Annotated in this window: 25 protein-coding genes; 9 read left to right on the forward strand and 16 right to left on the reverse strand. The window is 75.3% G+C overall.

The window, feature by feature from the left end; translation table 11 throughout:
• Positions 1 to 186: 186 nt before the first annotated feature.
• The gene (speD, locus tag DMP17_RS32900) at positions 187 to 1,503 is read right to left on the reverse strand and encodes an adenosylmethionine decarboxylase (RefSeq protein WP_226357217.1); all 1,317 of its coding nucleotides are present in this window, start codon (positions 1,501 to 1,503) and stop codon (positions 187 to 189) included.
• 11 nt (positions 1,504 to 1,514) lie between these two features.
• A complete protein-coding gene (locus tag DMP17_RS32905) occupies positions 1,515 to 2,672 on the reverse strand; it encodes a type III PLP-dependent enzyme (protein WP_443217986.1) in 1,158 nt (385 codons plus the stop codon).
• 71 nt (positions 2,673 to 2,743) lie between these two features.
• On the opposite strand from DMP17_RS32905, the gene DMP17_RS32910 reads away from it, so the two are divergent.
• Positions 2,744 to 3,202: a pyridoxamine 5'-phosphate oxidase family protein gene (locus DMP17_RS32910; RefSeq protein ID WP_337831577.1), complete on the forward strand. Its 459-nt coding sequence runs from the start codon at positions 2,744 to 2,746 to the stop codon at positions 3,200 to 3,202.
• A 78-nt stretch (positions 3,203 to 3,280) separates the two neighbouring features.
• Here the strand turns inward: DMP17_RS32910 and DMP17_RS32915 are convergent, their stop codons facing one another.
• Both DMP17_RS32915 and DMP17_RS32920 read right to left on the reverse strand, forming a co-directional pair.
• Positions 3,281 to 4,342, reverse strand: coding sequence for an acyl-CoA dehydrogenase family protein (locus DMP17_RS32915; RefSeq protein WP_337831578.1), 1,062 nt, complete (start codon positions 4,340 to 4,342; stop codon positions 3,281 to 3,283).
• Positions 4,342 to 5,541, reverse strand: coding sequence for an acyl-CoA dehydrogenase family protein (locus DMP17_RS32920; protein WP_337832769.1), 1,200 nt, complete (start codon positions 5,539 to 5,541; stop codon positions 4,342 to 4,344). Before DMP17_RS32920 ends, DMP17_RS32915 begins: the two co-directional genes overlap by 1 nt.
• Positions 5,542 to 5,605: 64 nt before the next feature.
• On the opposite strand from DMP17_RS32920, the gene DMP17_RS32925 reads away from it, so the two are divergent.
• The gene (locus DMP17_RS32925; protein ID WP_226357221.1) at positions 5,606 to 7,078 is read left to right on the forward strand and encodes an NAD-dependent succinate-semialdehyde dehydrogenase; all 1,473 of its coding nucleotides are present in this window, start codon (positions 5,606 to 5,608) and stop codon (positions 7,076 to 7,078) included.
• Between the two features lie 64 nt (positions 7,079 to 7,142).
• Here the strand turns inward: DMP17_RS32925 and DMP17_RS32930 are convergent, their stop codons facing one another.
• From DMP17_RS32930 to DMP17_RS32950, 5 genes are all read right to left on the reverse strand, one after another.
• Complete coding sequence (locus DMP17_RS32930) at positions 7,143 to 7,466, reverse strand: hypothetical protein (RefSeq protein ID WP_226357222.1); 324 nt, start codon at positions 7,464 to 7,466, stop codon at positions 7,143 to 7,145.
• Positions 7,463 to 9,532 (reverse strand): hypothetical protein, encoded by a 2,070-nt coding sequence (locus DMP17_RS32935; RefSeq protein ID WP_337831579.1) that lies wholly within the window; start codon positions 9,530 to 9,532, stop codon positions 7,463 to 7,465. Before DMP17_RS32935 ends, DMP17_RS32930 begins: the two co-directional genes overlap by 4 nt.
• Positions 9,529 to 11,085, reverse strand: a complete 1,557-nt coding sequence (locus DMP17_RS32940) for a lipopolysaccharide biosynthesis protein (protein WP_226357224.1) — start codon at positions 11,083 to 11,085, stop codon at positions 9,529 to 9,531. The genes DMP17_RS32935 and DMP17_RS32940 overlap by 4 nt, the downstream gene beginning before the upstream one ends.
• A gap of 13 nt (positions 11,086 to 11,098) precedes the next feature.
• Positions 11,099 to 11,476, reverse strand: a complete 378-nt coding sequence (locus DMP17_RS32945) for a hypothetical protein (protein ID WP_062395221.1) — start codon at positions 11,474 to 11,476, stop codon at positions 11,099 to 11,101.
• A gap of 100 nt (positions 11,477 to 11,576) precedes the next feature.
• A complete protein-coding gene (locus DMP17_RS32950) occupies positions 11,577 to 12,665 on the reverse strand; it encodes a glycosyltransferase family 2 protein (protein WP_337831580.1) in 1,089 nt (362 codons plus the stop codon).
• Positions 12,666 to 13,223: 558 nt separating this feature from the next.
• On the opposite strand from DMP17_RS32950, the gene DMP17_RS32955 reads away from it, so the two are divergent.
• From DMP17_RS32955 to DMP17_RS32975, 5 genes are all read left to right on the forward strand, one after another.
• Positions 13,224 to 14,105, forward strand: coding sequence for a glycosyltransferase family 2 protein (locus DMP17_RS32955; protein ID WP_337831581.1), 882 nt, complete (start codon positions 13,224 to 13,226; stop codon positions 14,103 to 14,105).
• Between the two features lie 188 nt (positions 14,106 to 14,293).
• A complete protein-coding gene (locus DMP17_RS32960) occupies positions 14,294 to 15,007 on the forward strand; it encodes an energy-coupling factor ABC transporter permease (protein WP_226357227.1) in 714 nt (237 codons plus the stop codon).
• Positions 15,004 to 15,354, forward strand: a complete 351-nt coding sequence (locus DMP17_RS32965; protein ID WP_337831582.1) for a PDGLE domain-containing protein — start codon at positions 15,004 to 15,006, stop codon at positions 15,352 to 15,354. Before DMP17_RS32960 ends, DMP17_RS32965 begins: the two co-directional genes overlap by 4 nt.
• Positions 15,354 to 16,118: a cobalt ECF transporter T component CbiQ gene (cbiQ, locus tag DMP17_RS32970; RefSeq protein WP_226357229.1), complete on the forward strand. Its 765-nt coding sequence runs from the start codon at positions 15,354 to 15,356 to the stop codon at positions 16,116 to 16,118. The genes DMP17_RS32965 and cbiQ overlap by 1 nt, the downstream gene beginning before the upstream one ends.
• On the forward strand, positions 16,115 to 16,861 hold the full coding sequence (locus tag DMP17_RS32975) for an energy-coupling factor ABC transporter ATP-binding protein (RefSeq protein ID WP_337831583.1): 747 nt from the start codon (positions 16,115 to 16,117) through the stop codon (positions 16,859 to 16,861). The genes cbiQ and DMP17_RS32975 overlap by 4 nt, the downstream gene beginning before the upstream one ends.
• Here the strand turns inward: DMP17_RS32975 and DMP17_RS32980 are convergent.
• The 4 genes from DMP17_RS32980 to DMP17_RS32995 form a co-directional block, all read right to left on the reverse strand.
• Entirely contained in the window at positions 16,840 to 17,679 is an 840-nt protein-coding gene (locus DMP17_RS32980; protein WP_337831584.1) for a CPBP family intramembrane glutamic endopeptidase, read from the reverse strand. The genes DMP17_RS32975 and DMP17_RS32980 overlap by 22 nt on opposite strands.
• A 114-nt stretch (positions 17,680 to 17,793) precedes the next feature.
• Positions 17,794 to 19,047 carry an SPFH domain-containing protein gene (locus DMP17_RS32985; RefSeq protein ID WP_226357232.1) on the reverse strand — a complete coding sequence of 418 codons (1,254 nt, stop codon included), beginning with the start codon at positions 19,045 to 19,047 and terminating at the stop codon, positions 17,794 to 17,796.
• Positions 19,048 to 19,135: 88 nt separating this feature from the next.
• Complete coding sequence (locus DMP17_RS32990; RefSeq protein ID WP_226357233.1) at positions 19,136 to 19,585, reverse strand: NfeD family protein; 450 nt, start codon at positions 19,583 to 19,585, stop codon at positions 19,136 to 19,138.
• Positions 19,586 to 19,697: 112 nt separating this feature from the next.
• Positions 19,698 to 20,537, reverse strand: coding sequence for a DUF3097 domain-containing protein (locus DMP17_RS32995; RefSeq protein ID WP_226365079.1), 840 nt, complete (start codon positions 20,535 to 20,537; stop codon positions 19,698 to 19,700).
• 145 nt (positions 20,538 to 20,682) lie between these two features.
• Between DMP17_RS32995 and DMP17_RS33000 the strand changes: the two genes are divergently transcribed.
• Positions 20,683 to 21,477, forward strand: a complete 795-nt coding sequence (locus DMP17_RS33000; protein WP_073574789.1) for a hypothetical protein — start codon at positions 20,683 to 20,685, stop codon at positions 21,475 to 21,477.
• 15 nt (positions 21,478 to 21,492) lie between these two features.
• Here DMP17_RS33000 and DMP17_RS33005 read toward each other — a convergent pair whose 3' ends face one another.
• Positions 21,493 to 22,377, reverse strand: coding sequence for a LysR family transcriptional regulator (locus DMP17_RS33005; protein ID WP_337831585.1), 885 nt, complete (start codon positions 22,375 to 22,377; stop codon positions 21,493 to 21,495).
• 71 nt (positions 22,378 to 22,448) lie between these two features.
• On the opposite strand from DMP17_RS33005, the gene DMP17_RS33010 reads away from it, so the two are divergent.
• Positions 22,449 to 23,651: an FAD-binding oxidoreductase gene (locus DMP17_RS33010; RefSeq protein WP_226357236.1), complete on the forward strand. Its 1,203-nt coding sequence runs from the start codon at positions 22,449 to 22,451 to the stop codon at positions 23,649 to 23,651.
• Between the two features lie 19 nt (positions 23,652 to 23,670).
• Here the strand turns inward: DMP17_RS33010 and DMP17_RS33015 are convergent, their stop codons facing one another.
• Both DMP17_RS33015 and DMP17_RS33020 read right to left on the reverse strand, forming a co-directional pair.
• Complete coding sequence (locus DMP17_RS33015; protein WP_226357237.1) at positions 23,671 to 24,345, reverse strand: response regulator; 675 nt, start codon at positions 24,343 to 24,345, stop codon at positions 23,671 to 23,673.
• The gene (locus tag DMP17_RS33020) at positions 24,342 to 25,493 is read right to left on the reverse strand and encodes a sensor histidine kinase (protein WP_226357238.1); all 1,152 of its coding nucleotides are present in this window, start codon (positions 25,491 to 25,493) and stop codon (positions 24,342 to 24,344) included. Before DMP17_RS33020 ends, DMP17_RS33015 begins: the two co-directional genes overlap by 4 nt.
• Positions 25,494 to 25,538: the final 45 nt, after the last annotated feature.

Genomic DNA, 25,538 nt, shown 5'->3' on the forward strand with positions numbered 1-25,538 from the left:
ACGGCGAGCCACCGGGACGGACGGGGACGGCGCACGGGCTCTCGGACCTCCGGTCGGACGTCGCCGGCGTGGGCACGCCGGTCCTGTCCGACCAACGATCATCGTCGCCGACCGGTTACGCCCCGTTCGGCGCACGTGACGGGCCGGGTAGGACCCGGCCCGTCACGCACCGTGGGCGGGGCTCGCTCAGTCGGTGAGCCTGCGCAGCGACAGCGGCGCCACCAGGCGGTGCCGCAGCGCGGTCGCGTCCCAGAGCTCCGGCTGCGACGGCATCGACGCGAGCCGCCCGGCGGCGACCGCGCCGGGGTCGTCCATCGGCTCGCGGACACCGGCGAGGAAGGCCCACTCGTGCTCCTCGCAGCCGATGTAGACCCCGCGCCCGCCGGTCTCGCCGAACACCGCGGCGAAGCGCTGCCAGGCCGAGCGCAGCGTCGCGTCCCGCCACACCGCCGGGCTGCCGGCCTGGAACACCAGGACCCCGCCGGGGGTGAGCCGCTGCGCGCAGGCGCGGACGAAGTCCTCCTCGTAGAGCCGGTTGATCTGGGCGTCGGGCTCGTCGGGGCGCTCGTCGGGCAGGTCGACGACCACCAGGTCCCAGTGCTCGTCGGAGTCCAGGACGAACTGCCGCCCGTCGCCGTAGGTCAGGTGCACCGGGCCGTCGCCGCGCTCGGCCGCGGCGAGGGACTCGGGGGTGTAGCCGTAGGGCAGGTGCTCGGCGCAGATCCGGACGGCCTCGGCGTCGATGTCGACGTGGTCGACCCGGCTCGCACCGGCCGCGACCGCCATCTCCGACGCGACACCCTCCGAGGAGCCGACGATCAGCACCCGGTCCAGCTCGCGGGCCAGCAGCGCACCCGGCCACACCAGCGCCTCGTGGTAGGTGAGCTGGGTGTGCTCGGTGGACTGGCGCTCGTCGTCGCAGAACAGGGTGACGCCGTGCGCGGTGTCGGCGACGACGACGTGCTGGAACCCGGTGTGCGCGACGTGGTGGACCCGGCCGAGGTCCCAGCGCCGGGTCAGGCCGGGCGAGATGGGCTCGGTGACCGTGCGCGGGGCGCCGCCGCGGGCGACGACCTGCAGCGCGGTGTCGGTCGCACCGACGCGGTCGGCGAGGCGGCGCACGGCGTCGACCGGGTCGGCGCTCTCGCCGCAGGTGAACACGTCGACGTGCATGCCGCCGTGCTCGGGCCAGGTGTGGATCGAGGCGTGCGACTCGGCCAGGACCGCGACGACGGTCGCCCCCTGCGGCTCGAACCGCTCGACGACCACCTGGCGGACCTGGGCCCCGGCCTCGGTCAGCGCGGCGGTCAGGTCGCTGCGCAGGCGTTCGCAGTCGTCGAGGATCTCGGGGGCGATGCCGCCGAGCTCGGCCAGGACGTGTCTGCCGACCGGTGACGACGTGCTGGGCAGCGCGGGTGCGCCCGTCCCGAGCCCGACGGCCGGATGCAGTTCTCCGGCCGCGGCGGCGGGCACGGACATGATCGGCGAGGTGGAGGATGACACGTCCGGACACGTTAACCGGGATGTGGGAGCGACGCCCCCTCCCCCGCGACGATCACCTCGAGCGGTCCGAACCCGTTGAACCCCACCGAGGCGTAGCTCGAGGTGTAGGCGCCGGCCCCGAGCAGGTCGACGACGTCGCCCGCGGCCAGGTTCAGCGGCAGCGCGACCGGGGTGCGGCGGTAGATCACGTCGTCGCCGTCACAGGTGGGGCCCGCGACGACGACCGGTCCGCACGGCCCGGTGCGCCCGGGCACGCGCAGCGGGTAGGCGATCGCCTCGCCCTCGGTCTCGGCGAGGCCCTGGTAGCGGCCGACGTCGAGGTACACCCAGCGGCGGTGGTCGACGCCCGGGCGGCGGGACACGCGCAGCACCCGGGCGCGCAGCACCCCGGCCGGGGCGGCCAGCGCGCGGCCCGGCTCCAGCAGCAGCGTCGCGCCGTCCACGTGCCCGGCGTCGACGGCCGTGGCCACCGCGGCGCGCACGGCCGCGGCGTAGTCCCGCGCGGGGGCGACGGCGGCGCGGTAGGCCACCGGCCAGCCGCCGCCCAGGTCGAGCTCGGGGCGGCGCAGCCCGGCCCGCCCGGCGGCCTCCAGCGCGAGCGCGACGGCCCCGGCGTAGGTGGCGGGGCGGGTCTGCTGGGAGCCCGCGTGGAAGGTGACCCCGGCCGCGACCAGGCCGCGGTCGGCGACCCGGCGCAGCAGCGCGACGGCGGCGTCGGGCGGCGCCCCGAACTTGCCGTGGAACGGCGTCGCCGAGCCGGTGTCGTCGACCGAGAGCCGGACCTGCACCCGGGCGCCGGGGACCTCGGCGGCGAGGGCGTCGACGTCCTCGGCGCTGTCGGTGACGAACCGGGTGACGCCGTCGCGGGCCGCCCGGGCGGCGGCACCGGGGCCGCGCACCGGGTTCCCGTGCTGCAGCGTCGCCGGGTCCGCACCGGCGGCCAGGCACAGGTCGATCTCGGCCTGGGAGGCGACGTCGAACCCGGCCCCGGCCGCGACGAGGGCGCGCAGCACGGCGGGCTCCGGGCAGGCCTTGACGGCGTAGAGGATGCGGGCGTCGCCGAACGCCGCGGCCAGCGCGCGGTAGCGCTCCCCGGCGACGGCGGGGTCCAGCGCCAGGTACGGCGTGGGACGGTCGGTGGCGAGCAGCTGCTCCAGGCCGGGGCTCAGGTCGTGCACGTGGTGATGCTCTCCCCGGCCGCACCACCCGCACCGGCCGGGGTCTGATCTAGGTTCGGACCATGACCGCACCGAAGCCGCAGCGCCGCGCCCGGAAGATCGCGATGACCCCGGAGGAGATCACCGCCTTCCTCGACGCCGAGCGCACCTGCCGGGTCGCCACCAACGGCGTGAACGGCCCGCACGCCACCCCGCTCTGGTACCTCTGGGACGGCGAGGCGCTCTGGCTGACCTCGCTCTCGCGCTCGCAGCGCTGGGCGGACCTGCAGCGCGACCCGCGGATCGCCGTCGTCGTCGACGCCGGGCACGACTACACCGAGCTGCGCGGGGTCGAGCTGCGCGGCTCCGTCGAGGTCGTCGGCGAGGTGCCCCGCACCGGCGAGCCGAACCCGGAGCTGGAGCGGGTCGAGCAGGCGTTCGCCGCGCGCTACACCGGCGACCAGGTCGTGATCGACGGACGGCACGCGTGGCTGCGGCTGCGCCCGGAGAAGATCACCAGCTGGGACTTCCGGAAGATGTGATCGCCGGGAGTGAGGGGGCCGGTGCCGGATGTGGCACCGATTCCCTCACCCGTGGCGATCACCGGGTTCGGGCCGGGTTCAGGGCCGCCCGGTCACCAGCGGCCAGAGCCCGTCGGCGCCCGCGTCCAGCGCGGCCGCCCCGACCCGGTCGTTCCAGAACGCCTCGTCGCCGTCCTCGTCGCGCCAGGCCCACAGCCGGGTCGTGACCAGCCGCAACGCGTGCTCGCGGGTGAACCCGATCGCCCCGTGCACCTGGTGGGCGATCCGTGCGACGGCCGTCGCCGCCTCCGAGCAGCGGGCCTTCGCCGCGGCGACGGCGAACGCGGTCTCCGGGGCGGCGAACCCCGCGCGCCGCGCGGTCGAGGTCGCGGCGGCGGAGGCGGCGGAGGCGGCCGCGACCTCGGCGCCCGCCTCGGCGAGCATCTGCTGCACGGCCTGGAAGCGGCCGATGGGACGACCGAACTGGGTGCGCTCCCCGGCGTAGGCGACCGAGCGGGCCAGTGCGCCGCGGGCCGCGCCGGCGAGCAGCAGCGACCGCGCCAGCGCCGCCCGCAGGGTCAGCTCCGCGGCCGCCCCGGCGGGGGCGGTGCCGGTGGCCAGGGGCGTGACGCCGTCGAGGGTGAGGCCGTCGCGGGGCTCCTCGGCGAGGTTGGCGCCCTCGGTGACCGCCGCCGCGCCCGTGTCGAGCACGAGCACCCGGTCGCCGTCGAGGACGACGACCGCGGCCAGCGAACGCCCCCACGGCACCCGGGTCAGGGTCGTCGACACCGTCCCGGCCGTGCCGCCGCTGCCGGTCACCGTGCCCCCGGCGGTCCCGGCCGGGCGGTCCCCGCCGGTCGCGTCGGTGACGACGGCGGCCAGCGGCCCGTCCGGCACGGCGAGCCCGGCGGCGCGGGCCAGCCACCCGGCGAGCAGGTCGGTCTCGGCCAGCGGCAGGCGGGCCGCGTCGGCACCGGCGACCTCCAGCAGCACGGCGGCGTCGTCGAGGGTGCCGCCGGTGTCCGGGTCGGTCAGCGAGGTCAGCCCGGCCCCGGCGCACGCCTTCCAGGCCGCGGTGTCCAGGCCGGTCCCGTCGCGGTCGTCGGACCCGGCGGCGAGGATCGAGGTGGCCAGGTCGGCCAGGTCGCTGTTGCGGGCCATCAGCGCAGTCCCATCCCCCGCGCGACGATGCCGCGCAGGACCTCGTTGGTGCCGCCGCGCAGGGTGAACCCGGGCGCGTGCAGCACGGCGTCGGCGAGCAGCCGGGCGAACCCGGACTCCGCGCCGGGGTCCGGCGGGATGTCGACCAGCAGCCGGGCGGCGTCGACGATCTCGTTCTCGTAGCGGGTTCCGAGGTCCTTGACCAGGGCCGCGGCCAGCTCGGGGGCCCGGCCGGACTCCAGTGCCCCGGCGACGGCCAGCGACATGGCCCGCAGCGTCCACAGCCGTGACACCAGCGACCCCACGCGACGACGGGCGCCGGCGTCGGCGCGGCCCGCCCCGGCGAGCTCGCCGACCAGCGACGCCAGCAGCGGGTAGGTCGACAGGAACCGCTCCGGTCCGGACCGCTCGAACGCGAGCTCGCCGGTGACCTGGGCCCAGCCGTTGCCCAGCTCGCCGAAGACCCGCGCGTCGGGGATGAACACGTCGTCGAAGCGGACCTCGTTGAAGTGGTGCGCCCCGGTGAGCAGCGGGATCGGGCGGATCTCCACCCCGGGCGAGTCCAGCTCCACCAGGAACTGGGACAGCCCCGCGTGCCGGTTCGTGTCGTCGCGCGGCTCGGTGCGCACCAGCGCGAAGAACGCGTGCGCGTGGTGCGCCCCGGAGGTCCACACCTTGGTGCCCGACAGCCGCCACCCGCCGTCGACGCGGGTCGCCCGGGTCCGCACCGACGCCAGGTCGGAGCCGGAGTCCGGTTCGGACATGCCGATGCCGAAGTACACCTCGCCGCGGGCTATCCCGGGCAGGAACGCGCGACGCTGCTCCTCGGTGCCGTGGCGCAGCAGCGACGGCCCGATCTGGCGGTCGGCGATCCAGTGCGCGGCCACCGGGGCGCCCGCGGCGAGCAGCTCCTCGGTGACGACGTAGCGCTCCAGCGCGGTCCGGCCGTGCCCGCCGTACTCGGTGGGGATGGTCATCCCGAGCCAGCCGCGCTCCCCCAGCCTGCGGGAGAACGACTCGTCCCAGCCGGAGAGCCACACGTCCGCGCGCGGGGTCCAGCGGGCGGCGCCGCGCTCGTCGTCGAGGAAGGACCGGACCTCGGCCCGCAGGTCCGCCAGCCCGGCGGGGAGCTCGACCGGGTCGGGCACGAGCTCGGGCAGGGCCGCTGCCGGTGTCGATGTCGCTGCCACGGGCCTCATCATGACCCAGCCCCGCCGGCGCCGCCGGTGTCTATGGGCCGACTCACCGGGGTACGTTCCGGGCATGACCACCAATGCTGACGAGCGCAGGGTGCTGGATGCCGTCCCCACCGGCCTGTTCATCGGCGGCCAGTGGCGGCAGGCGGAGAACGGCGCGACCGCGAAGGTGGAGGACCCGGCCACCGGAGAGGTGCTGACCGAGGTCGCCGACGCCTCCCCCGCCGACGGCATGGACGCCCTCGCCGCCGCGCACGCCGCGCAGCCCACGATCGCCGCGATGGCGCCGCGGGAGCGCAGCGAGATCCTGCGCCGCGCCTACGACCTGCTCCACGAGCGGATCGACGACCTGGCCCTGCTCATGACCCTGGAGATGGGCAAGCCCTTCGCCGAGGCCAAGGGCGAGGTCGTCTACGCCTCGGAGTTCCTGCGCTGGTTCTCCGAGGAGGCCGTGCGCATCGACGGCGGCTACCAGGTCGCCCCGAACGGCCAGACCCGCTTCCTCACCATCCGCCAGCCCGTCGGGGTCTGCGTGTTCGTGACCCCGTGGAACTTCCCGCTGGCCATGGGCACCCGCAAGATCGCCCCGGCGGTCGCCGCCGGCTGTGCGTCGGTGATCAAGCCCGCGCCGCAGACGCCGCTGACCATGCTCGCGTTCGCGCAGGTGCTGGCCGACGCCGGCCTGCCCGACGGCGCCCTGAACGTCATCAACGCCACCGACGCCGGCGCGGTGATGGAGCCGATCCTGCGCGACGGCCGCGCCCGCAAGATGTCGTTCACCGGGTCCACCCCGGTCGGGAAGCTGCTGCTGTCCCAGGCCTCGGACAAGGTCATGCGCTCGTCGCTGGAGCTGGGCGGCAACGCCTCGTTCATCGTGCTCGACGACGCCGACGTCGACGCCGCCGTCGAGGGCGCCATGATCGCCAAGATGCGGAACATGGGCGAGGCCTGCACCGCCGCGAACCGGTTCTACGTCCAGCGCGGCGTCGCCGAGGAGTTCACCGCGAAGCTCGCCGAGCGGATGGGCGCGCTCAAGGTCGGCCGCGGCACCGAGGAGGGCGTGAACGTCGGCCCGCTGATCGACGCCAAGGGCCTGGACAAGGTGACCGACCTGGTCGCCGACGCCGTCGCCGCCGGCGCCTCGGTCGCGATCGGCGGGAAGGCCCAGGACGGGCCGGGCTACTTCTACCCGCCGACCGTGCTCACCGACGTGCCGGTGAACTCCCGGCTCAACCACGAGGAGATCTTCGGCCCGGTCGCGCCGATCACCGTCGTCGACAGCGCCGACGACGCGCTGGCCGCGGCCAACGCGACCGAGTTCGGCCTGGTCAACTACGTCTACACACGCGACCTGAACCGGGCGCTGCACATCGCCGAGAACCTCGACAGCGGCATGATCGGGCTCAACACCGGTCTGGTGTCGAACCCGGCCGCCCCGTTCGGCGGCGTCAAGGAGTCCGGGCTGGGCCGCGAGGGCGGCAACGTCGGCATCGACGAGTTCCTCGAGACCAAGTACGTGGCCATCGGCTACAGCGGCTGACCCCACGCACGACCGAGGGCCCCGGTGCCGTACGGCACCGGGGCCCTCGTGTGTCGCGGGTCGGTCAGTTGGCCGGGGCCGCGGGTGCCGCCGGGGCCGGGGCCTGCGGCTGGATCGGCACCGCCGGGTCCTGCCCGGGCAGCGGCTCGGCGGGCTGGGTCACGTCGGCCCGGCCCCCCGAGACGAGCTCGACCAGCTCGACGCCGCCGTTGAGGGTCAGCATCACGACCACCAGCGCCACCGAGGCGACGGCGGCCGCGGTGAGCCCGCGCTGCGCGGACCCGCTGGTGACCAGCCGGCCACGGCTGGTCTCCACCACCCAGGCGCGGGCGGCGAACACGGCCAGCATCAGGCCGAAGGCGAGCCAGGTCAGGAGGAATCCGTTCACGGGTTCGGCACCTCCCCGCCGGCCGCCGGGGCCGGGGCCGTCGCCGGTGCCGGGACGCCCGGCGCCGGGAGCGGCTCGTTGCGCACCAGGATGGCGTCGAAGCCGCTCTCGTAGGTCGCGCGGTACTGGCCCGACGCGATGAGCTGGTTGCGGATCTCGATCGTCCAGCCCGGCTGGCGGTCGTTCAGGACGACGCCCTGCTTCTCGATCGCCGGGTAGAACAGGATCGTCTGCGGCTGGACCTGGTCGATGCAGCGGAACGGGTCTGCGGCGAGGACCGCGCAGCCCTGACCGCCCGAGGCCATGTTGTTGTTCTCGCCGACGCCCTCCAGGGCGTAGGGCCCGACCGTCGACAACGGCTGCACCGTCGCCCCGGGCGGCGCCTCGGCGTAGGCCTTGCGGGTCATCTGGACGTCCTCGGTGGTGACGTCGGTGTAGGCCTCGTTACCGCCGCGGATGAAGATCAGCAGACCGAAGACGACCACCATGCCCACCGCGAGCAGCCGTTCGCGCTTGCGGTCGACGCGGGCGAAGGCCCGCAGCGCGTCGACGGCCAGGATCGACAGGATCGGCAGGCCGTAGAGCAGCACGCGCAGGAGCAGCTCGCCGCCGTAGCTCTGCACGACCGCCATCCCCATCGGGATGATCGCCAGCAGGATCGGCACGAGGTCGCGGCGGCGGCGCCAGTAGACCCAGGCACCGGCGAAGCCGAGGACGTAGGTCAGGCCGGTCATCGCGACCCGGAACCCCTTGCCGACGAGCTGGCCCGTGTCGCCCTGGAAGCGGTCCGCGACACCGGCCTGCAGCGCGCTGCCGTCGTCGCCGCTACCGATGATCATGCTGATCTGGTTCATCCAGAAGTCGCGGGCGCCGATCAGCACGAACACCGTCACCGCGGCGATCGCGACGATCACCAGCCCGCGGCCGCGGAACCGGCCGACGACCGCCAGCACGGCCAGCTGGCCGATGATGGCGAACGGGGTCAGCTGGTGGGCCGGGGCGACGGCGATGACGCACAGCGCCGCGCAGAAGTAGATCAGCAGGAGCTGCCGGGCGGGCAGCGTCGGTGTGTTCGGCGGGGTCAGCGCCGACACCAGCCAGCGCCGCCACCGGGGCAGCGGTGGCGCCCCGCGGTGGGCCCGTGGCCAGCCCGGGACCCCGGCGTTGTCGACGCGGCGGGTCGCCAGCGGGCCGAGCGCGAAGGTCAGCACCGTCAGCAGCAGCACGATCGCGGTCGCCTGCGGCGAGAAGTAGTCCTGCTCGATCCAGTTCAGGCCGATGAACAGCCAGGCCGCGACCCACGGCGCCCGGGTGCCCCCGAGCATCGAGCGGGCCAGGGCGTAGACGCCGATCGCCCACACCGCGGTGACCGCGGGCGGGTACCACCGCAGGATCGTGTCGAGCTGGTCGGCGCCGGCAGCGTCGCGGATCCAGGCCCACTGGGCGAAGAACGCGGGCCAGTAGAACCGCGCGTCCACGCCGGTGGGCGGGACGCCGTTGTTGCGGGCGACCGCGTCGACGAACCCGGAGATCAGCCAGGCGGTGGTGAACCGGGCCTGCGGCTGCACGACCGAGGGCAGGCCGGTGGAGCACAGCAGCAGCACACCCGTCGCGGCACCCAGCATCGGGATGCGCGGGCGGCGCGACCAGAGCTCGAGCAGGCAGGCGCCGATGGCGAGCAGCAGCGCGACCCACGCGAACGGGCTCAGCGCCGGGGCCAGGCCCCAGCCGCCCAGGTCGGACAGGTCGGTCGTCGCGGCGGCGACGGGCAGCAGCAGCACCGCGAGCACGGCCAGGACCGGCGCGCCCCAGACCCACAGCGGGGACAGCGGATCGGCGGTCTCGGGTGCGGGCGGCGGGGGCGGCGGCGGGCCGTCACCGGGCGGGCGCGGGACCGGGCCGCGGACGGCCATGGTCGGCGAGTCCGGGCCGGGCGGCGTGACGAACTGGGTCCGCTCGCTCGCGCTCTCCTCCGCGACGCGGGTCCGCGCGACGGCGGGCTCCTCGCCGCGGTGGCCGCGGGTGGACGGGTCGGGGCCGCCCGTCCGGCGGGTCTCCGACGTCACGACTTCACCTCCGGTGTGCTCCGGCGGTTCCACGCCGGGACGAATCTGAGTGCCAGTGCGCAGAGGATCTGCGCGCCGACGTAGCCGAGGACGACCGGCAGCATGGTCATGCTGACCGATGCGGTTCCGGGGTCCGGCAGCGGGACCAGACCGGCGAAGACCACGACCAGGCCGGTGTTGAGCAGCTGGATCTTCGCGTAGCCCATCCCATCGCCGTCGGCCTGGCGGCGGGCGAGCTCGAACACGACGATCAGCCGGAAGAACAGGCCGCCCATGAGCACGGCCAGCGCCGGGGCGCCGGGCGCGTAGCCCTCACCGAGCAGCGACAGCACCGGGTAGCCGAGTGCCGCGCCGAGCCCGAGCGCCGGGACGAACAACAGGAGCATCCGGCGCCGGGCGACGCGGGCGAACTCCTCGGCGCGGTGCGGCTCCCGGGCGGTCTGCACGGTCAGGGAGTTGGTGAAGAACGTCGCGGCCAGGTCGATGACGGTCACCGCCTGCCAGCAGATGAAGAAGACCGCGCCGATCTCGTTGCCCATCCGGAAGTTCGCGAACAGCGGGACCTGGTTGTAGAGCAGCGCGTTGCCGCACTGCGCCAGCGCGGTCGGCGCCAGGAACGCGATCATCTCCGGGCGCGACGGCAGCGTGCCCGGCCCACCGGAGCGGGCGAAGCGCCGCACCATGAACCAAAGCAGCACGGTGCCCGCGGCGATCCACAGCACGACCGGGATCGCCCAGGACAGCACCAGCGCCTCGGAGGCGAGCGTGGTGCCCAGTGCCAGCAGCAGCACGATCCGGGTCACGGCGAAGGTGCCGTTGCGCCACACCGCCACCCACGGCCGCCCGATGGCGACCATGACGAAGTCGTGGACGACGAACACGCACCAGCCGGCGCAGGTCAGGACCAGGACGACCAGGCCCCAGCCGAACGATCCGCCACCCGCGGCCTCCGCGACCCGGGGCACGAGCGTGCCGTAGATCAGGCCGATCAGCCCGGACAGCGGCATGATCAGCAGCAGCGAGCCGAAGGTGAGCCGGACCGACCTGCGGCCGGCCCCGGGGAGCCAGCGCAGCAGCGCCAGCCCCAGGTTGAGCTGGGCGACGCCGCCGATCAGCTGGAAGGCCGACACGAACTCCGAGGCCCGGCCGACCTCGGCCTGCGGCATGATCCGGGTCGCGATCAGCACGCCGAGCAGCCCGGCGACCGAGCCGAAGCCAGAGCACAGGGTCAGGGCGATGCCGTCGCCGATGCCGCCGTTGCGGTCCGGGACCTGCTCGCCGTCCTCACCGCCGCCGTCTCCGCCGCCCGGTCCGGGCGGTGGGGTGGGCGGCGGGGTCGGCGGGTTCTCGCCGGGCCCGCGCAGCCCGACCAGCGGCGGGAGGTACTCGGTGTGCTGCTCGGCGTTGCGGCGCGAGTGCGCCCGCGCGTGGGCGGTGGCGAGACGCTGGGTCGGGGCGTCCGGGTCGACGCCCGCCGCCTGCGGTCCGGGGACGGGGCCGGGACCGGACGTACCCGCGGCGGGGCGGGGACGCGCCGGCCCGACCGGCCTCACCGGGAGGTCCCGCTCACTGGGCCACCACGGCGTGGCGCAGCAGGAACGGGACCGACAGGAGCGTGACGACGAACAGGGCGACGCTCGGGTACCAGAGCCCCAGGCTGACCATGAGCTGGCCGCCGATCAGGGTGACGGCGGTACCGACCCCGAGGGTCAGCAGCCAGACGTGCGCGGCGGGCGCGCGGCGCAGGAAGCCCGCGGCGGCCCAGCCGGGACCCAGCAGCAGGAAGCCGATGGTGACCAGCAGCCGGAACTCGCCCAGCGCGCCCCCGCTGATCCCGGCGATGCTCAGGCCGCAGGCGATGACGCCGGCGGCGACGAGCAGGATCGCCACGTACCGCCGCGCGGTCCTCGCGCGGGTCAGCTCTGCTGCGGACTGCACGCTCACCGCGGCTCACTCCTCTTCACTGGTGGTTCTCCCGGCGCCACGCCCCTCGTGGGGCGTGGGCCGGTGGGGCACGGACCGGCCCGATCCGGTCCCGGGGCGCTCAGGACGCCTCTTCCCCCCATGCGTACCGCACACCGGTCCGCTCGGGACGGGCGGACCCGTCGCGCTCGGCGCCGACGGGGCGCTGCTCGCGGGCGACCGGCGACGGGGCCGGCTGCTGCGGGGCGGGCTGGCCCGCACCGGGCTGCGGCTGCGGGGCCGGACGCGACGGCTGCTGCTGCGGGCGCTGCGGGGCCGGTGCGTCGGCGTGCGGCCGCGGGGCCGGGCGCTGCGGCTGCGCCGCCGGGACGGCACGGTCCGGCACCGCGGGCGGCACCGGCGCCGTGGCCGGGGTGGCGGGCACCGCCGGGTGCCCGGCGGGCGGGACGACCGCGGCGGGGCCGGGGACGGCCGTGCCGGGTGCGGCGGACCGGTCGTCGCGACCGGCACGACGCCGTTCGGCGGCAAGGGTCCGCAGGACGCGGGTGCCGTCGGCGAAGGTGCGCAGGTTCGTCTCGCCGAACATCCGCTCCTTCTCCACCGAGGGGACCTCGGTGATCGACAGACCGGCTGCGGCGACGCGGCAGTTCAGGACCGTCTCGATCTCGAACCCGTCGCCCCAGTACATCCCGCCGTCCGGGTGCGGCGGCATGTCCACCGCGGGCAGCTCCAGCAGCGGCAGGATGTCGGCCCAGAAGGCGTTGTAGCCGTAGCAGAGGTCGCTGTAGCGGGTCCCGAACAGAGTGTTCGCGATCAGGTTCAGACCGGCGTTGCCACCCTTGCGGAGCAACGTGATGTCGTCGCTGCCGCCCCCCTTGGTGAACCGGCTGCCCTTCGCGAAGTCGGCGCCCTCGACGAGCGCGGCGACGAAGCGCGGGATCTCCTGCGGGTCGGCCGAGCCGTCCGCGTCGAACATGACGATGGCGTCGCCGGTGGCCGCGGCGAAACCGCAGGCCATCGCGTTGCCCTTGCCCTTGCGGGTCTGGCGGACGATCCGGACGCCGGGCAGGACACGGCGTGCGGTCTCGACGGTGCCGTCCTTGGAGTCGCCGTCGACGACGATCACCTCGTACACGGCGGGACGCACGGCCGCGACGGCCGGCAGGACCACCTCGAGGTTCCGTGCCTCGTTGCGGGTCGGCACGATCACCGACACCCTCGGTTGGTTCGGACGACGTGGTCCGTGGTCAGGGCGCTTGTTCACCGGTCTCTCCCCCGAATCGATCGGTCCTGGCGCGCGGTTGGCGAGCAGTGCGTGTCCGGTCGTGACGACGATGCCGACCTCGACCGGATCCGTTACCCCACAACGGGGGTCATCCGGCTTATCTCCGGCGCCGTCGGTCGCGTTACGTGACCCGCACCGCATCGGGTGTCGCCCGGACGGCGCAAGGCCTCCGGACTCCGTCGCCGCGGCGTGGACCGACCACGCGAACACGACGACGGATACTACGGACGTCGCCCGGGCCGCCGCGGCGCGGGACCGGCCCTCCGGGGCCCCGGCCGACGAGCGGTGATCGTCGGGCGGCGAGCGGCGGGACGTCCGGCCGGTGATCACGGTGCGTATCCGTTCCGTCCCGATGGTCCCGGTCGGACGTCGCTCGTCCGCGCCGCCGTCCGGCCCGCCGACCGGGGCGGGTAGCGTGGGTCGCCGCCTGCTCGTCCGATCCGTTCCACCCCTGCGAGGTACCCGATGAGGCCCGGCGGCTTTGTGCCCAGCGTGTCCGTCTGCATCCCGGTCTACAACGGCGAGGCCTATCTCGCCGAGACCATCCGCAGCGTGCTGGAGCAGACCTGGCGGGACTTCGAGCTCGTCGTGCTGGAGAACGGCAGCACCGACGCGAGCTGGGAGATAGCGACCTCGTTCCGCGACCCGCGGATCCGGGTCGAGCGCAACCGGCAGACCCTGCCGCAGGGCGACAACTGGAACCGCGCCGTCGAGCTGTGCCGCGCACCGCTGGTGAAGCTGGTCTGCGCCGACGACCTGCTGCACCCGCGCTGCCTGGAGCTGCAGGTGCCGCCGATGCGCGACGACCCGTCGCTGTCGGTGGTGGCCTCGCGCCGGCACATGATCGACGAGCAGAGCCGGGTCATCGTCCCGCGCCGCGGCCTCGGCGGCGGCCTGGTCGGGCTGCACTCGGGCAGCGAGGTCGCACGGCGGGTCATCCGCAACGGCGCGAACCCGATCGGCGAGCCGGGCAACGTCCTGTTCCGTCGCGAGCAGTTCGTCACCGCGGGCGGGTGGCGCCCGGAGCGGCGCTTCATCATGGACCTCGACCTCTGGATGCGCCTGCTCCAGTACGGCGACTTCCTCGGCGTGCCGGAGACCCTGGCCGCGTTCCGGATCGCCCGCGGCTCGGTCTCCTCGGAGTTCGAGCAGCAGATCTCCGAGGAGCAGCAGCTGCTGTTCGACGAGCTGGGCGACTCCGGGGTGTTCGACGTCCGCCCGGTCGACGTGCGGATCGGCCGGCTCGCCCTGCCGCTGGGCCGGGCCCGGCGCAAGGCGCTGTTCAAGGTCTCGCGCATCGCCGCCCGCAAGGACGACAAGCTGATCGCCGAGCGCGACGAGGCCGCGGCGGCCGACGCCCGCTGACCGCGGGCGCCCGACCGCGCGCCGCCCGGACGGACGGCATCCCGGACTCTCCGATCGGCGGGGCCGATACCGGACATCCGGGACATGCAGTCGCCTATCTACTGCCAGGTCTTTGCGGCAGCACTGCCGTCGCGTTGAATCCCCTCACCCGGCCGGGTGGCGGCCGGTCCGACCGGTGAGGGGGCGCGATGCAGACGCACGCGGTCGCCATGCACATGAGCGACGGGCTGGTGAACGGCCCGACGGCGCTGCTGTTCGCCGTCGTCGCGGTGATCGCGCTGACGGTCGCCGTCCTGCGCGCCCGCGCGGATCTCGACGACCGCACCGCGCCGATGGCCGGGCTGGTCACGGCGTTCGTCTTCGCCGTCCAGATGATCAACTTCCCGATCCTGCCCGGGGCCAGCGGGCACCTGCTGGGCGGTGCGCTCGTCGCGATCCTGGTCGGCCCGTGGGTGGGCATGATCGCGATCTCGATCGTGCTCGTCGTGCAGGCGCTGCTGTTCGCCGACGGCGGCATCACCGCGCTGGGCCTCAACATCACGAACATGGCCGTGATCGGGGTGGTCGTCGGCTGGCTGGTGGCGCGCTCGCTGCGCCGGTTCGCGGTGCGTTCCCGCGGCGGGCTGGTCGCCGTCGCCTTCGTCGCGGCCCTGCTCAACACCGTCGTCGCCGCGATGGGCTTCGTCCTGGAGTACGCGATCGGCGGCGCCGGCGGCGCCACCCTCGGCACGGTGTTCGCGCTGATGGGCGGGCTGCACGTGCTGATCGGCATCGGTGAGGGCGTGATCACCGCGGCCACCGTGGGCGCGGTGGCCGTCGCCCGGCCGGACCTGGTGTACCTGCTGCGCGGCACCGGGCGCCCGCTGGTCCGCCGCTCGACCTCCGAGGAGGGTGCGCGATGAGCGCCACCGCCCGCCGTCGCCCGCTGCTGTTCTTCGCCGGGTTCCTGATCGTGTCCCTGGTCGTGGCCGGGCTGGTCTCCTCCTTCGCCTCCCCCGACCCCGACGGCCTGGACACCGTCGCCCGGGACGGCTGCACCGCGGTCGCGACCCCGGACGGCGGGGAGCGGCTGGAGGGCACCTGCATCGCGGCCCACGAGAGCGACCACGCCATGGCGTCGAGCCCGCTCGCCGGGTACTCGGTCGTGGGCGGCGAGGGCACCACCGGCGTCGCCGGGGTGGCCGGGGTGCTGGTGACGGTCGTCGTCGCGGGCGGGGTGTTCCTGCTGCTGCGCCGCCGGGCCGGCTGATGGGCGCCGGGCACGCGCACCCGCTGTACCTGCACCGCGACTCCCCCGTCCACCGGCTCCCACCCGAGGTGAAGATCGTCTCGGCGCTGCTGGTGGTGGTCTGCGTGGTCGCGACCCCGCGCGAGGCGTTCGCGGTGTTCGGCGGGTTCGCGCTGCTGCTGGCTTCGGTGTGGGCGATGGCCGGGGTGCGCCCCGGCTGGATCCTGCGGCGCTCGGTGATCGAGCTGCCGTTCGTGGTGCTCGCGGTGCTGCTGCCGTTCACCGGCCCGGCCCCGACGCTGGACTGGCTCGGCCTCACGCTGTCCCAGCCGGGGCTGCTCGGGGCGTGGAACATCCTGGTCAAGGGCACCCTGGGCGTCCTGACCTCGCTGACCCTCGCGGCGACGACGCCGATGCGCGACCTGCTCGTCGGCCTGCAGCGCCTGCACGCCCCGGCGATCGTCACCACGATCGCCACCCTGATGCTGCGCTACACCGACGTGATCACCGGCGAGGCCCGCCGGATGCGGCTGTCCCGGATCTCCCGCGGCCACGACCCGCGGTTCCTGTGGCAGGCCGGGGCGACCGCCCGCGGGATCGGCTCGCTGTTCGTGCGGTCCTACGAGCGCGGCGAGCGGGTGCACCTGGCGATGCTGTCGCGCGGCTGGACCGGCACCATGCCGCCGTCGGGCGACGCCCCGACCACGTCGCGGCAGTGGCTGGCCGGGCTGACCGTCGCCGGGGTCGCGGTGCTGCTGGCCGGGTCCGGCTGGGTGGCCGCATGAGCGCGCCGTCGCTGCGGCTGGCCGACCTCGCCTTCGCCTACCCCGACGGCCACCAGGCGCTGTTCGGCGTCGACCTGACGATCGCCCCCGGCGAGCGGGTCGCGCTGCTCGGCCCGAACGGCGCCGGGAAGACCACCCTGGTGCTGCACCTCAACGGGATCCTCGGCGGCGGCGGGGACGGCGCCGCGGGCACCGTCGAGGTCGGCGGGCTCCGGGTGGAGAAGCGGCACCTGCGCGAGATCCGCCGCCGGGTCGGGATCGTCTTCCAGGACCCCGACGACCAGCTGTTCATGCCCACCGTCGCCGAGGACGTGGCGTTCGGCCCGGCGAACTTCGGGCTGCGCGGGCCCGCGCTGCGCGAGCGGGTCGACGAGGCCCTGGCCGCGGTGGGGATGGCCGACGCCGCCGACCGCTCCCCGCTGCACCTGTCCGGCGGGCAGCGCCGCCGGGTCGCGCTGGCCACGGTGCTGGCGTGCGACCCGGAGATCCTGGTGCTCGACGAGCCGTCGTCGAACCTGGACCCGGTGGCCCGCCGCGAGCTGGCCGACGTGCTGCTGGGGCTGGGCCGGACCATGCTCATGGTCACCCACGACCTGCCGTACGCGCTGCAGCTGTGCCCGCGCAGCGTCGTGCTGGACGGGGGCACCGTCGTCGCCGACGGGCCGACCCGCGAGCTGCTGGCCGACGCCGAGCTGCTCGCCCGGCACCGCCTGGAGCTGCCCTACGGCTTCGTGCTCGCTTGATCCCGGCCCACCCGGCGGCGCAGGACGAGCACCGCCAGCAGGATCACGGCCAGCGCGCCGAAGGCGACGAACTCCATCGACGTCGGTCGTGCCGGGTCGACCTGCGTGCTCAGCACGCTGAAGTCCCACCAGCCGTGCGCGAGCATCGCCGCCGTCAGCGCCCCGGTGCTGCGGAACACGAGGTAGAACACGAACCCGGTTCCCGTGGTCAGCACGACCTGCAGGAGTGCGTTGCCGTACTCACCGGTGACGATCCCGTTCGAGCCGTGCGCCACACCGAAGACGACGCTGGTCCACAGACCGACCCGGAACTCGCTGCACCCGCTCCGGCGGAAGACCTGCACCCCGACGCCGCGGAACAGGAGCTCCTCGGAGAACCCGACCATGAGGGTGGCGACCAGCAGCGCCCCGGTGAAGGTGAGGCCCTTGCCGGCGAGGCCGCTGTAGTCGGTCACGACCAGGCCGGTCACCAGCAGCACGACCGGGATCGCCAGGACCCAGGCGCGCAGCCGGCGGGGTTCGACGAAGACCGTCTGCCAGGCGCGCAGGTAGGTCACGATCCCGAGGACGAACGCGGCACCGATCCCGACCGGGACGACGACCTGCGCGACGATCGCGTCCGTGGAGGTCAGGCCGTGCGCGTCGGCGCCCGGCTCCGCGGCCAGCAGGAGCACCGCGCCCTGGACCAGGACCAGGTATCCGACGACCAGGACCAGGAACTGCCACACCTGCAGCCGCGGCCCCCGGGAGCCGGCGTCCTCCGGGCGGTCGCTGCCCGGAGCCGCACCCGCGTGCCCGGGTGTCGAGGCCGTGACCACTGTCGATCTCCTTCTCGTCGGCTGATCGGGAGCCGTTGTACACGACACCGCCCCACCCGGCGAACCGGATGGGGCGGTGTCGTCACCGTTCGGGTGACGTGCGGCCGAGGTGGCTCAGCCGCGCTGCTCCTGGCCGTTCGGGTGGCCCTGCACCGCGCCCGGGGCGCCGATGCCGGGGACCTCGCGGGAGGCCTCCAGCTGGGCCGGGGCCGCACCGCTGCCGCCGTTGCCGGCCTCGGCGCCGGGGACCGGCGGGACGTCCGAGCCGACCGGCGGGACCTCCTGCTGGGCCGCCGCGGTGGCCGCCGCGACCTGCTTGGCGATCTCCGGGTCGGACGAGGTGTCGAACCAGTCCTCGACGCCGTCGTCCTCGGCGGGCCGGGAGACGGTGCCGTCGTCGGGGCTGGGCTCGTAGCGGAAGACGCCGTCCTCGCCGGGCGCACCCAGCATCCGGGTGAAGCCCTCCAGGGCCTTCCCGAAGTCGGACGGGACGACCCACAGCTTGCTGGCCTCGCCCTCGGCCATCTGCGGCAGCGTCTGCAGGTACTCGTAGGCGAGCAGCTCCGGGGTGGGCTTGCCGGCCTTGATCGCGGCGAACTTCTTCTCGATCGCCTTCGACTCACCCTGCGCCTCGAGGTACAGGGCCGCCCGGCGGCCCTGCGCCCGCAGGATCTCCGACTGCCGCTCGGCCTCCGCGGCGAGGATGGCCGCCTGCTTGGCGCCCTCCGCGGTGAGGATCTGGGACTGCTTGTTGCCCTCGGCGCTGCGGATGGCCGACTCCCGCTGGCCCTCCGCGGTGAGGATCATGGCCCGCTTCTCGCGGTCGGCCTTCATCTGCTGTTCCATCGAGTTCTGGATCGAGGGCGGCGGGTCGATCGCCTTGATCTCGACCCGGGCGACCCGGATGCCCCAGCGCTCGGTGGCCTCGTCCAGCTCACCGCGCAGCGCCGTGTTGATCCGGTCCCGCGAGGTCAGCGTCTGCTCCAGCGTCATGCCACCGACCACGTTGCGCAGCGTCGTGGTGGTGATCTGCTCGACACCGGCGATGTAGTTGGCGATCTCGTAGACCGCCGCCTTCGCGTCGTTGACCTTGAAGTACACGACCGTGTCGATGTTGACGGTCAGGTTGTCCTGCGTGATGACCGGCTGCGGCGGGAACGACACGACCTGCTCACGCAGGTCGACCCGCTCGCGGGTACGGTCGACGAACGGCACCAGGATGGCGGGGCCGCCCTCCCGGATGCTGTGGTAGCGGCCCAGCCGTTCGATGATGTAGGCCCACTCCTGCGGGACGATGACGACCGACTTGACGACGATCGTCACGACCAGCACGAGCAGGATGATGCCGATGATGAACTCGGCGCCCATGTGCTCTCCCCTCCTGCGCGCCGGAGAACCGGCGCCCGTGTCGCCCCGGAGTCCCCGGGGCGTCGTGCCGTCCCACCGCGGTGGCGGGTCAGGACGGCGGTAGCTCCCCCCGACCGGTGACGAGCACGGCCGCCCCGGTCACCTGCAGGATCGTGACGGTGGCGCCGGCCTCGAGGACCTCCACCCCGTCCATCGACCGCGCCGACCACACCTCGCGCCCGATCCGCACCTGCCCGCGCTCGCCGTCGACGCGCTGCACGACCTCGGCGGAGGCGCCGACGAAGCGGTCCTGGTGGCGTTCGAGCGTGCCCATGTGCTCCTGCAGCCTGCGTTTGGCCACCGGTCGCACGGCCAGCAGCAGCAGTACCGCGACGGCGCCGCCCACCCCGGCGGCCGGGAGGAGCGTCAACCCGAGTGCGGCCCCGGCCGCCGCGGCGAGTGCGCCGCCGCCGAGCATGACGAGGAACAGCTCTCCGGACACGACCTCGCTGCCGATCAGTACGAGACCGATGAGCAGCCAGATCAGTGCCGGATCCATGGCTCCAGGGTGCCAGAATGTCCGATTCCCTGTCGGCGTTTCGTCGGGATGCTCCGCACCGGTCGACCAGATCGTTACCGGTCGGTGCCGGAGTTCGCCCGCGGTGTCGGGGTCAGGCCCCCTCGGCCGTGACGAAGTCGATGAGACGCTCGACCGCGCCGATCATCGGGGTCTCCAGGTCGCGGTAGCTGCGGACGGCCCCGAGCACCCGGCGGGCACCGTCGGCGGGCTCGCCCCACCGCAGCGCCGCGCAGACCCCGGTCTTCCAGTCGGTGCCGCGCGGGATCACCGGCCACTCGCGGATCCCGACGACCGAGGGCTTCACGGCCTGCCAGACGTCGACGTAGGGGTGGCCGGTGACCAGCACGTTCTGCTGGGCGTCGCGGGTGGCGCGGTAGGCCTCGCGGGCCTGCCGGGTCTCCTTGGTGCCCTCGACCAGGTGGTCGACGAGGATGCCGAGGCGCCGGTGCGGTCCCGGGTCGAAGTCGCGGACGGCCGCGGCCAGGTCGTCGACGCCGTGCAGCGGCTCCACGACGACACCCTCGACCCGCAGGTCGTGGCCCCACACCCGTTCGACGAGCGCGGCGTCGTGCAGGCCCTCGACCCAGATCCGGGCGGCGCGCGCAGTGCGGGCCTTCAGGTTCGCGACGTGCACCGAGCCGGACGCGGACAGCGTGCGGCCCGCGGGGGCGGCCCGGGGCCGGACCAGCGTCGCGGGGCGGCCCTCGTACAGGAACCCGGCGGGGCGCAGCGGGAAGATCCGCCGGCCGCCGAAGCGGTCCTCCAGCGTCACCTCCGAGCCGGTGACGGTCACCACGGCACCGCAGAACCCGCTGGCCGGGTCCTCGACGACCAGGCCCGGCTCGGCGGCGACCTCGGTCACCCGGCTCTCCCGTGGCGCACGGGTCCCCGCGGTGTCGAACATGCCCCGGTAATCGTGGGTCCGGCTCATGGTGAGCCAGTATCGGTCGACGCCGGTCGGTGACCGCGGCACGACACGCCCATACTCCGGTGGTCACGCTGAGCGTGAACCTCGTAGCGCTGCGTCACCCACGTGCCGGGTGTGCGACGCCGGACGGGCCGTTAGCCTGACCGCCGTGTCCTGTGCCTCCACGACCTTCGCCGTGTGGGCCTCGGCCTGGCTGGCCGGGTCCGCCGCACCCGACGACGTCCTCGACGCGCTCGCGCCGTGGTCGGAGGCGCACGACGTGCTCGCCGCCGACGACGTCACCGCCGCCACGACCGGACTGCCCGGCCCCGGGTCGGCGCCGACCTCGACGGCGATGCTGCTCGCCGCCGTCCGCCGCGGCGCCCCGCGCGGGCAGGCCCGGCTGGTGCTGCCGGCCCCCGGGGACGTGCGCGGCCTGCCCGGCCCGGGCCCGTTCTCCGACGCCGCGATCACCGCGGGCGAGGGCGTGCTGTTCGCCGACGCCGGGTTCGGCGTCGTGCCGTCACCGATCGCCGACGGGGTGGTCCGCTGGACCGCGCACGCCGTCGCCGACCCCGGCCCGGTCCCCGAGTACGTGGCACTGAACGAGGCCGAACGGGAGCTGCGCGGCCAGGTGCGGGCCGCCGCCGCGGCGCTGACCGACCTGGGGGTGGCCCGGCACCGGCCCGGCGTGCGCGAGGAGATCGCGGCCTGGCTGCGCCGCCGCCCGCAGGCGCTGTGGCCCGGCGGGATGCCCCCGCAGGCGCTGCGGGTGCTGCAGCAGGCCGACGAGGTCGACGCGATCCTGTCCGCCGCCTCCGGCGACGAGCCCGGCGGCGCGCTGTCGGCGTCGGCGGCCGTCGCCCGCTCCGACGCGCTGCGCCCCATCGCCACCGCGGTGCGGGTCGCGCGGCGCGCCGCCGTCGCCGAGGCCGTCCGGGTCCTGGTGTCGGTCCCCCGCTGAGCCCCGCGCCGGGCGCTACCGGAGCAGGGATTCCAGCAGCGCCCGCGCCGCCGGTCCCCCGGGCCCGCCCGAGCGCCACACCAGGTGCAGCCGGGTCCGGATCTCCGGGGTGATCGGCACCGCGACGGGCGGCCGGGCCAGGGCCGCCACCCCGGCCGCGCTGAGCGCGGGTTCCGGGACCACCGCCACCCCCGCCCCGCGCGCGGCCAGGCGCAGCAGCAGCGTCATCGCGCCGGACTCGAACCCGACCCGCGCGGTGAGCGACCGGGCCGCCAGCGCCGCGTCCAGCGCGGCGCGCAGGCCGTGCCCGCGGGGCAGGCAGATCAGCGGCCGGGCCGCGAGCTCGTCCAGGGTCACCGCGGCCCGCCCGGCGAACGGGTCGTCCGCCGCGACCGCCGCGACCAGCGGGGACTCGACCAGCACCCGTCCGTCGAGACCGTCGGGCGGGGCGTGCGGGAACCCCAGCACGGCGACGTCGAGCCGCCCGGCCCGCAGCTCGTCGACCAGCTCGTCGGTCGTCCCCTCCCGCAGGGTCACCTCCAGCTGCGGGTGCGCGGCGGCGAAGTCCCCGACCGGGTCGGCGAGCACGGTGTCGGGCAGCGACGTGGCCATGCCGACCGCGACCCGGCCGCGCAGCAGCCCGTGCAGCGCGGCGACGGCGTCGCGCGCGTCCTCCACGGCGGCGAGCGCGGCGCGGGCGTGCGGCAGGACCGCCCGCCCGGCCTCGGTCGGGGTGACCGCGCGCGGGCCGCGTTCGACCAGCGGTGCGCCGAGCTCGCGTTCCAGCTGCCGCAGCTGCGCGCTCACCCCGGGCTGCGCGACGTGCAGCGCCGCGGCGGCCGCGGTGACGGTCCCGCAGTCGACGACCGCGACCAGGTAGCGCAGGTGCCGCAGTTCCATAACCGATAATGCTAGCCGGTAGACGATCCATCTCTTCGACTTCTGCCGCGGCCGGGCCCAGGCTCGGTGCCATGACCAGCACACGCAGCTTCCAGACCGGGATCACCCACCGTCCGTCGGCCGTCGTGGCCGCCACCGGCGCGCACGACGTCGTCGCCGCGCTGGCGCGGGCCGGCCGCGACGGCCTCGCCGTCACCGTGCACTCCACCGGGCACGGCCTGCGCCGCCCCTGCGACGGCGGCCTGCTGATCGACACCGCGGCGATGGCCGGGGTCACGGTCGACCCGGGCACCCGCACCGCCCGCGCCGGGGCCGGCGCGACCTGGGGCGACGTCGTCGCCGCGGCCGCGCCGCACGGCCTGCGCCCGCCACACGGCAGCGCACCGTCGGTCGGCGTCGTCGGGTACCTGTCCGGCGGCGGGCTCGGCCTCACCGTCCGCGCCGACGGCTGGGCCGCCGACCACGTCCACGCCGTCGAGCTCGCCCGCGCCGGCGGCACCGTCCGGGTGTCCGCGGCGTCGGACCCGCGCTACTTCGCCCGGCTTCGCGGCACCGGCCCCGACGACGGCGACGTCGTCACCGCGGTCGTCGTCGGGCTGCTCGGCTCCGACGGCCTGGTCGGCGGCGGCCTCGTCCGCGTCCTCGGCGCCGCCGACGCCCCCGGCGACCCGTCCGCGCTGCACGCCTGGGCGGACTGGACCGCGACCCTGCCCGACGACGTCACCTCCGGGGTGTCCGTGGTCCCCTACCCCGACCTGCCGTTCCTGCCCGCCCACCTGCGCGGACGCCGCGTCCTGCGGGTCGGGGTCGTCGGCACCGGCGGGCCCGGCCGCACCGACGCGCTGCTCGCACCGCTGCGCGCCGCCGTCGCCTGGGACGACGACACCGTCGCCCCGCTGGACCCGCGTGCGTCGGCCCGGGTGTACGCCGAGCCGGAGTTCCCGCACGCCTACCTCGGCGACGACCTGCTCGTCGACGGGCTCGACCGCGACGGCCTCGACCGGGTCGTCGCCCGCACCGGGCCGATGGTCGTCACCGGGATCCGGCACCTCGGCGGCGCGGCCGGGCGGGCCCCGGCCGTCGCCGACACCGTCCGCGGCCGCGACGCCGCCCACTGCGTGAACGTCCTGGCCCCGTTCGGCGACGACGCCGTCCCCGCGCCGGTCGCCTGGCGGGAGGTCGACCACGTCCTGGCCGGGTTCGCCCCGCGCGCGACCCGCGAGCGGTCGCACCCGGCGTTCCGGTTCGGGCCGCCCCGCCCGGACGCCGGCTGAGCCCGTGCCCCGCCCCGGGTCAGACCGGCGGGGACAGCCCGGCGTCGTGCACCAGCAGCGCCACCTGGACCCGGTTGTTCAGGTCGAGCTTGGTCAGGATCGCCGAGACGTGGGTCTTCACCGTCGCCACGCTGATGTGGTTCCGGGCGGCGATCTCGGCGTTGGACCGGCCCGCGCCGAGGTCGAGCGCGATGGTGCGCTCCCGTTCGGCGAGGCGCTCCAGCCGTCGCCGGGCCGCGGCCCGGGTGCTGTCCCGGTCGGTCTCGGCGACCCGGTCGATGAGCCGGCGGGTCACCTCCGGCGAGAGCACCGGGCGGCCCGCGGCGGCGTGCCGGACGGCGAGGACGAGCTCGTCGGGCGGGGTGTCCTTCAGCAGGAACCCGGCGGCGCCGGCCCGCAGCGCGCGCAGCACGTGGGCGTCGGCGTCGAAGGTGGTGAGCACGACGACCTGGGGAGCGCCGGGGCGGCGGCGCAGCGTCTCGGTGGCGGTGAGCCCGTCGGTGCCCGGCATCCGGATGTCCATCAGCACGACGTCGGGCCGGTGCCGCTCGGCCAGCGCGACACCCTCGGCGCCGTCCCCGGCCTCGGCGACGACGGTCAGGCCGTCGGCGCCGCGCAGCATCATCGACAGTCCGAAGCGGACGACCGGGTCGTCGTCGACGATGAGCACCGCGACGGGGTCGGAGGCGGTCACGACGGCCACGGTAGCCGCATCCCGGTCCGCCACCCGCCGTCCGGGGTCGGGCCGTGGTCCAGCCTGCCCCCGACGAGCGTCGCCCGCTCGGCCAGCCCCCGCAGCCCCTGCCCGGCCCCCGGCCGGTCGGCGCGGGCGGGCCGGACCGGTGCCGGGTTCGCCACCTCGACGACGAGCCCGTCCCCGGCCCCGCCGGTCACCGTCACCGTGACCGGGGCACCCGGCGCGTAGGTGCGCGCGTTGGTGAGGGCCTCCTGCACCAGCCGGTAGGCGGTGCGCCCCGCGGTCTCGGGCACCGGGTGCTCCCCTGTGGTCACGCCGGGCCCGTCGTGCAGGACGACCGCGGTCCCGGTCCGGCGGGTCTCCTCGAGCAGCTCCCCGACGTCGGTGATCCCGGGCAGCGGCAGCTCCCCCACCGGCGCCCGGAGCACCCCGATGACCTCGCGCAGGTCCTGCAGCGCGCGGTGGGCGTTCTCCCGCACGACCTCGGCGGCCCGCGCGGTCTCCTCCGCCGGCGCGTCGCGGTGGAACGCCAGCGCCCCCGCGTGCACGCTGAGCAGCGACAGCCGGTGCCCGAGCACGTCGTGCATCTCCCGGGCCAGCGCCTCCCGCGCCTCGTGCGCGGTGTGCTCGGCCCGCAGCGCCGCCGCGGACTCGGCCATCGCGGCCCGCTCCCGCAGCGACGCGACCAGCAGCCGGCGGCTGCGCACGAGCAGCCCCCAGCCGAACACCGCCGCGTGCACGGCCACGACCGCCCCGACCAGCAGCCACAGCGGGGCCTCCGGCGCGGGGCGCCAGGAGTAGTACACCGCGAACGAGGCGAAGCTGCCCAGGAACACCGCGGCCGAGACCCGGGCCGGGCAGCGGGCGGCGACCGCGAACAGCGCGACCAGCCCCGGGACCGACGCGACCTCGGAGAACGTGCACAGCACGACGATGCCCACGGCCACCGGCAGCGGGTACCGGCGCCGCCACCAGAGCGCGACGCAGGCGAGCATCCCCGCCACGACGTCGACACCCAGCAGCACCTCGGGCCCACCCGGCGACGCCACCACCCGCAACCGGGCCATGAGCAGCCCGATCAGGGCCGTCACCACGACCACCAGGCCGTCGACGACCCACCGCCGGTACGCCGCGACATCGGTCATGACGCCGAGGCTAGGGCCCGTACCGGCCCGGGCACCTCCGTCCCG

This window comes from Pseudonocardia sp. TMWB2A, from assembly GCF_017312135.1.

What these genes read in the sequence shown, in the direction of transcription:
- DMP17_RS32910 (WP_337831577.1), top strand. Translation starts at nt 2,744, where the DNA reads ATGACCGCACCGAAGCCGCAGCGCCGCGCCCGGAAGATCGCGATGACC.
- DMP17_RS32915 (WP_337831578.1), bottom strand. Translation starts at nt 4,342, where the DNA reads ATGGCCCGCAACAGCGACCTGGCCGACCTGGCCACCTCGATCCTCGCC.
- DMP17_RS32920 (WP_337832769.1), bottom strand. Translation starts at nt 5,541, where the DNA reads ATGAGGCCCGTGGCAGCGACATCGACACCGGCAGCGGCCCTGCCCGAG.
- DMP17_RS32925 (WP_226357221.1), top strand. Translation starts at nt 5,606, where the DNA reads ATGACCACCAATGCTGACGAGCGCAGGGTGCTGGATGCCGTCCCCACC.
- DMP17_RS32960 (WP_226357227.1), top strand. Translation starts at nt 14,294, where the DNA reads ATGCAGACGCACGCGGTCGCCATGCACATGAGCGACGGGCTGGTGAAC.
- DMP17_RS32965 (WP_337831582.1), top strand. Translation starts at nt 15,004, where the DNA reads ATGAGCGCCACCGCCCGCCGTCGCCCGCTGCTGTTCTTCGCCGGGTTC.
- cbiQ (WP_226357229.1), top strand. Translation starts at nt 15,354, where the DNA reads ATGGGCGCCGGGCACGCGCACCCGCTGTACCTGCACCGCGACTCCCCC.
- DMP17_RS32975 (WP_337831583.1), top strand. Translation starts at nt 16,115, where the DNA reads ATGAGCGCGCCGTCGCTGCGGCTGGCCGACCTCGCCTTCGCCTACCCC.
- DMP17_RS32985 (WP_226357232.1), bottom strand. Translation starts at nt 19,047, where the DNA reads ATGGGCGCCGAGTTCATCATCGGCATCATCCTGCTCGTGCTGGTCGTG.
- DMP17_RS32990 (WP_226357233.1), bottom strand. Translation starts at nt 19,585, where the DNA reads ATGGATCCGGCACTGATCTGGCTGCTCATCGGTCTCGTACTGATCGGC.
- DMP17_RS32995 (WP_226365079.1), bottom strand. Translation starts at nt 20,537, where the DNA reads ATGAGCCGGACCCACGATTACCGGGGCATGTTCGACACCGCGGGGACC.
- DMP17_RS33005 (WP_337831585.1), bottom strand. Translation starts at nt 22,377, where the DNA reads ATGGAACTGCGGCACCTGCGCTACCTGGTCGCGGTCGTCGACTGCGGG.
- DMP17_RS33010 (WP_226357236.1), top strand. Translation starts at nt 22,449, where the DNA reads ATGACCAGCACACGCAGCTTCCAGACCGGGATCACCCACCGTCCGTCG.
- DMP17_RS33020 (WP_226357238.1), bottom strand. Translation starts at nt 25,493, where the DNA reads ATGACCGATGTCGCGGCGTACCGGCGGTGGGTCGTCGACGGCCTGGTG.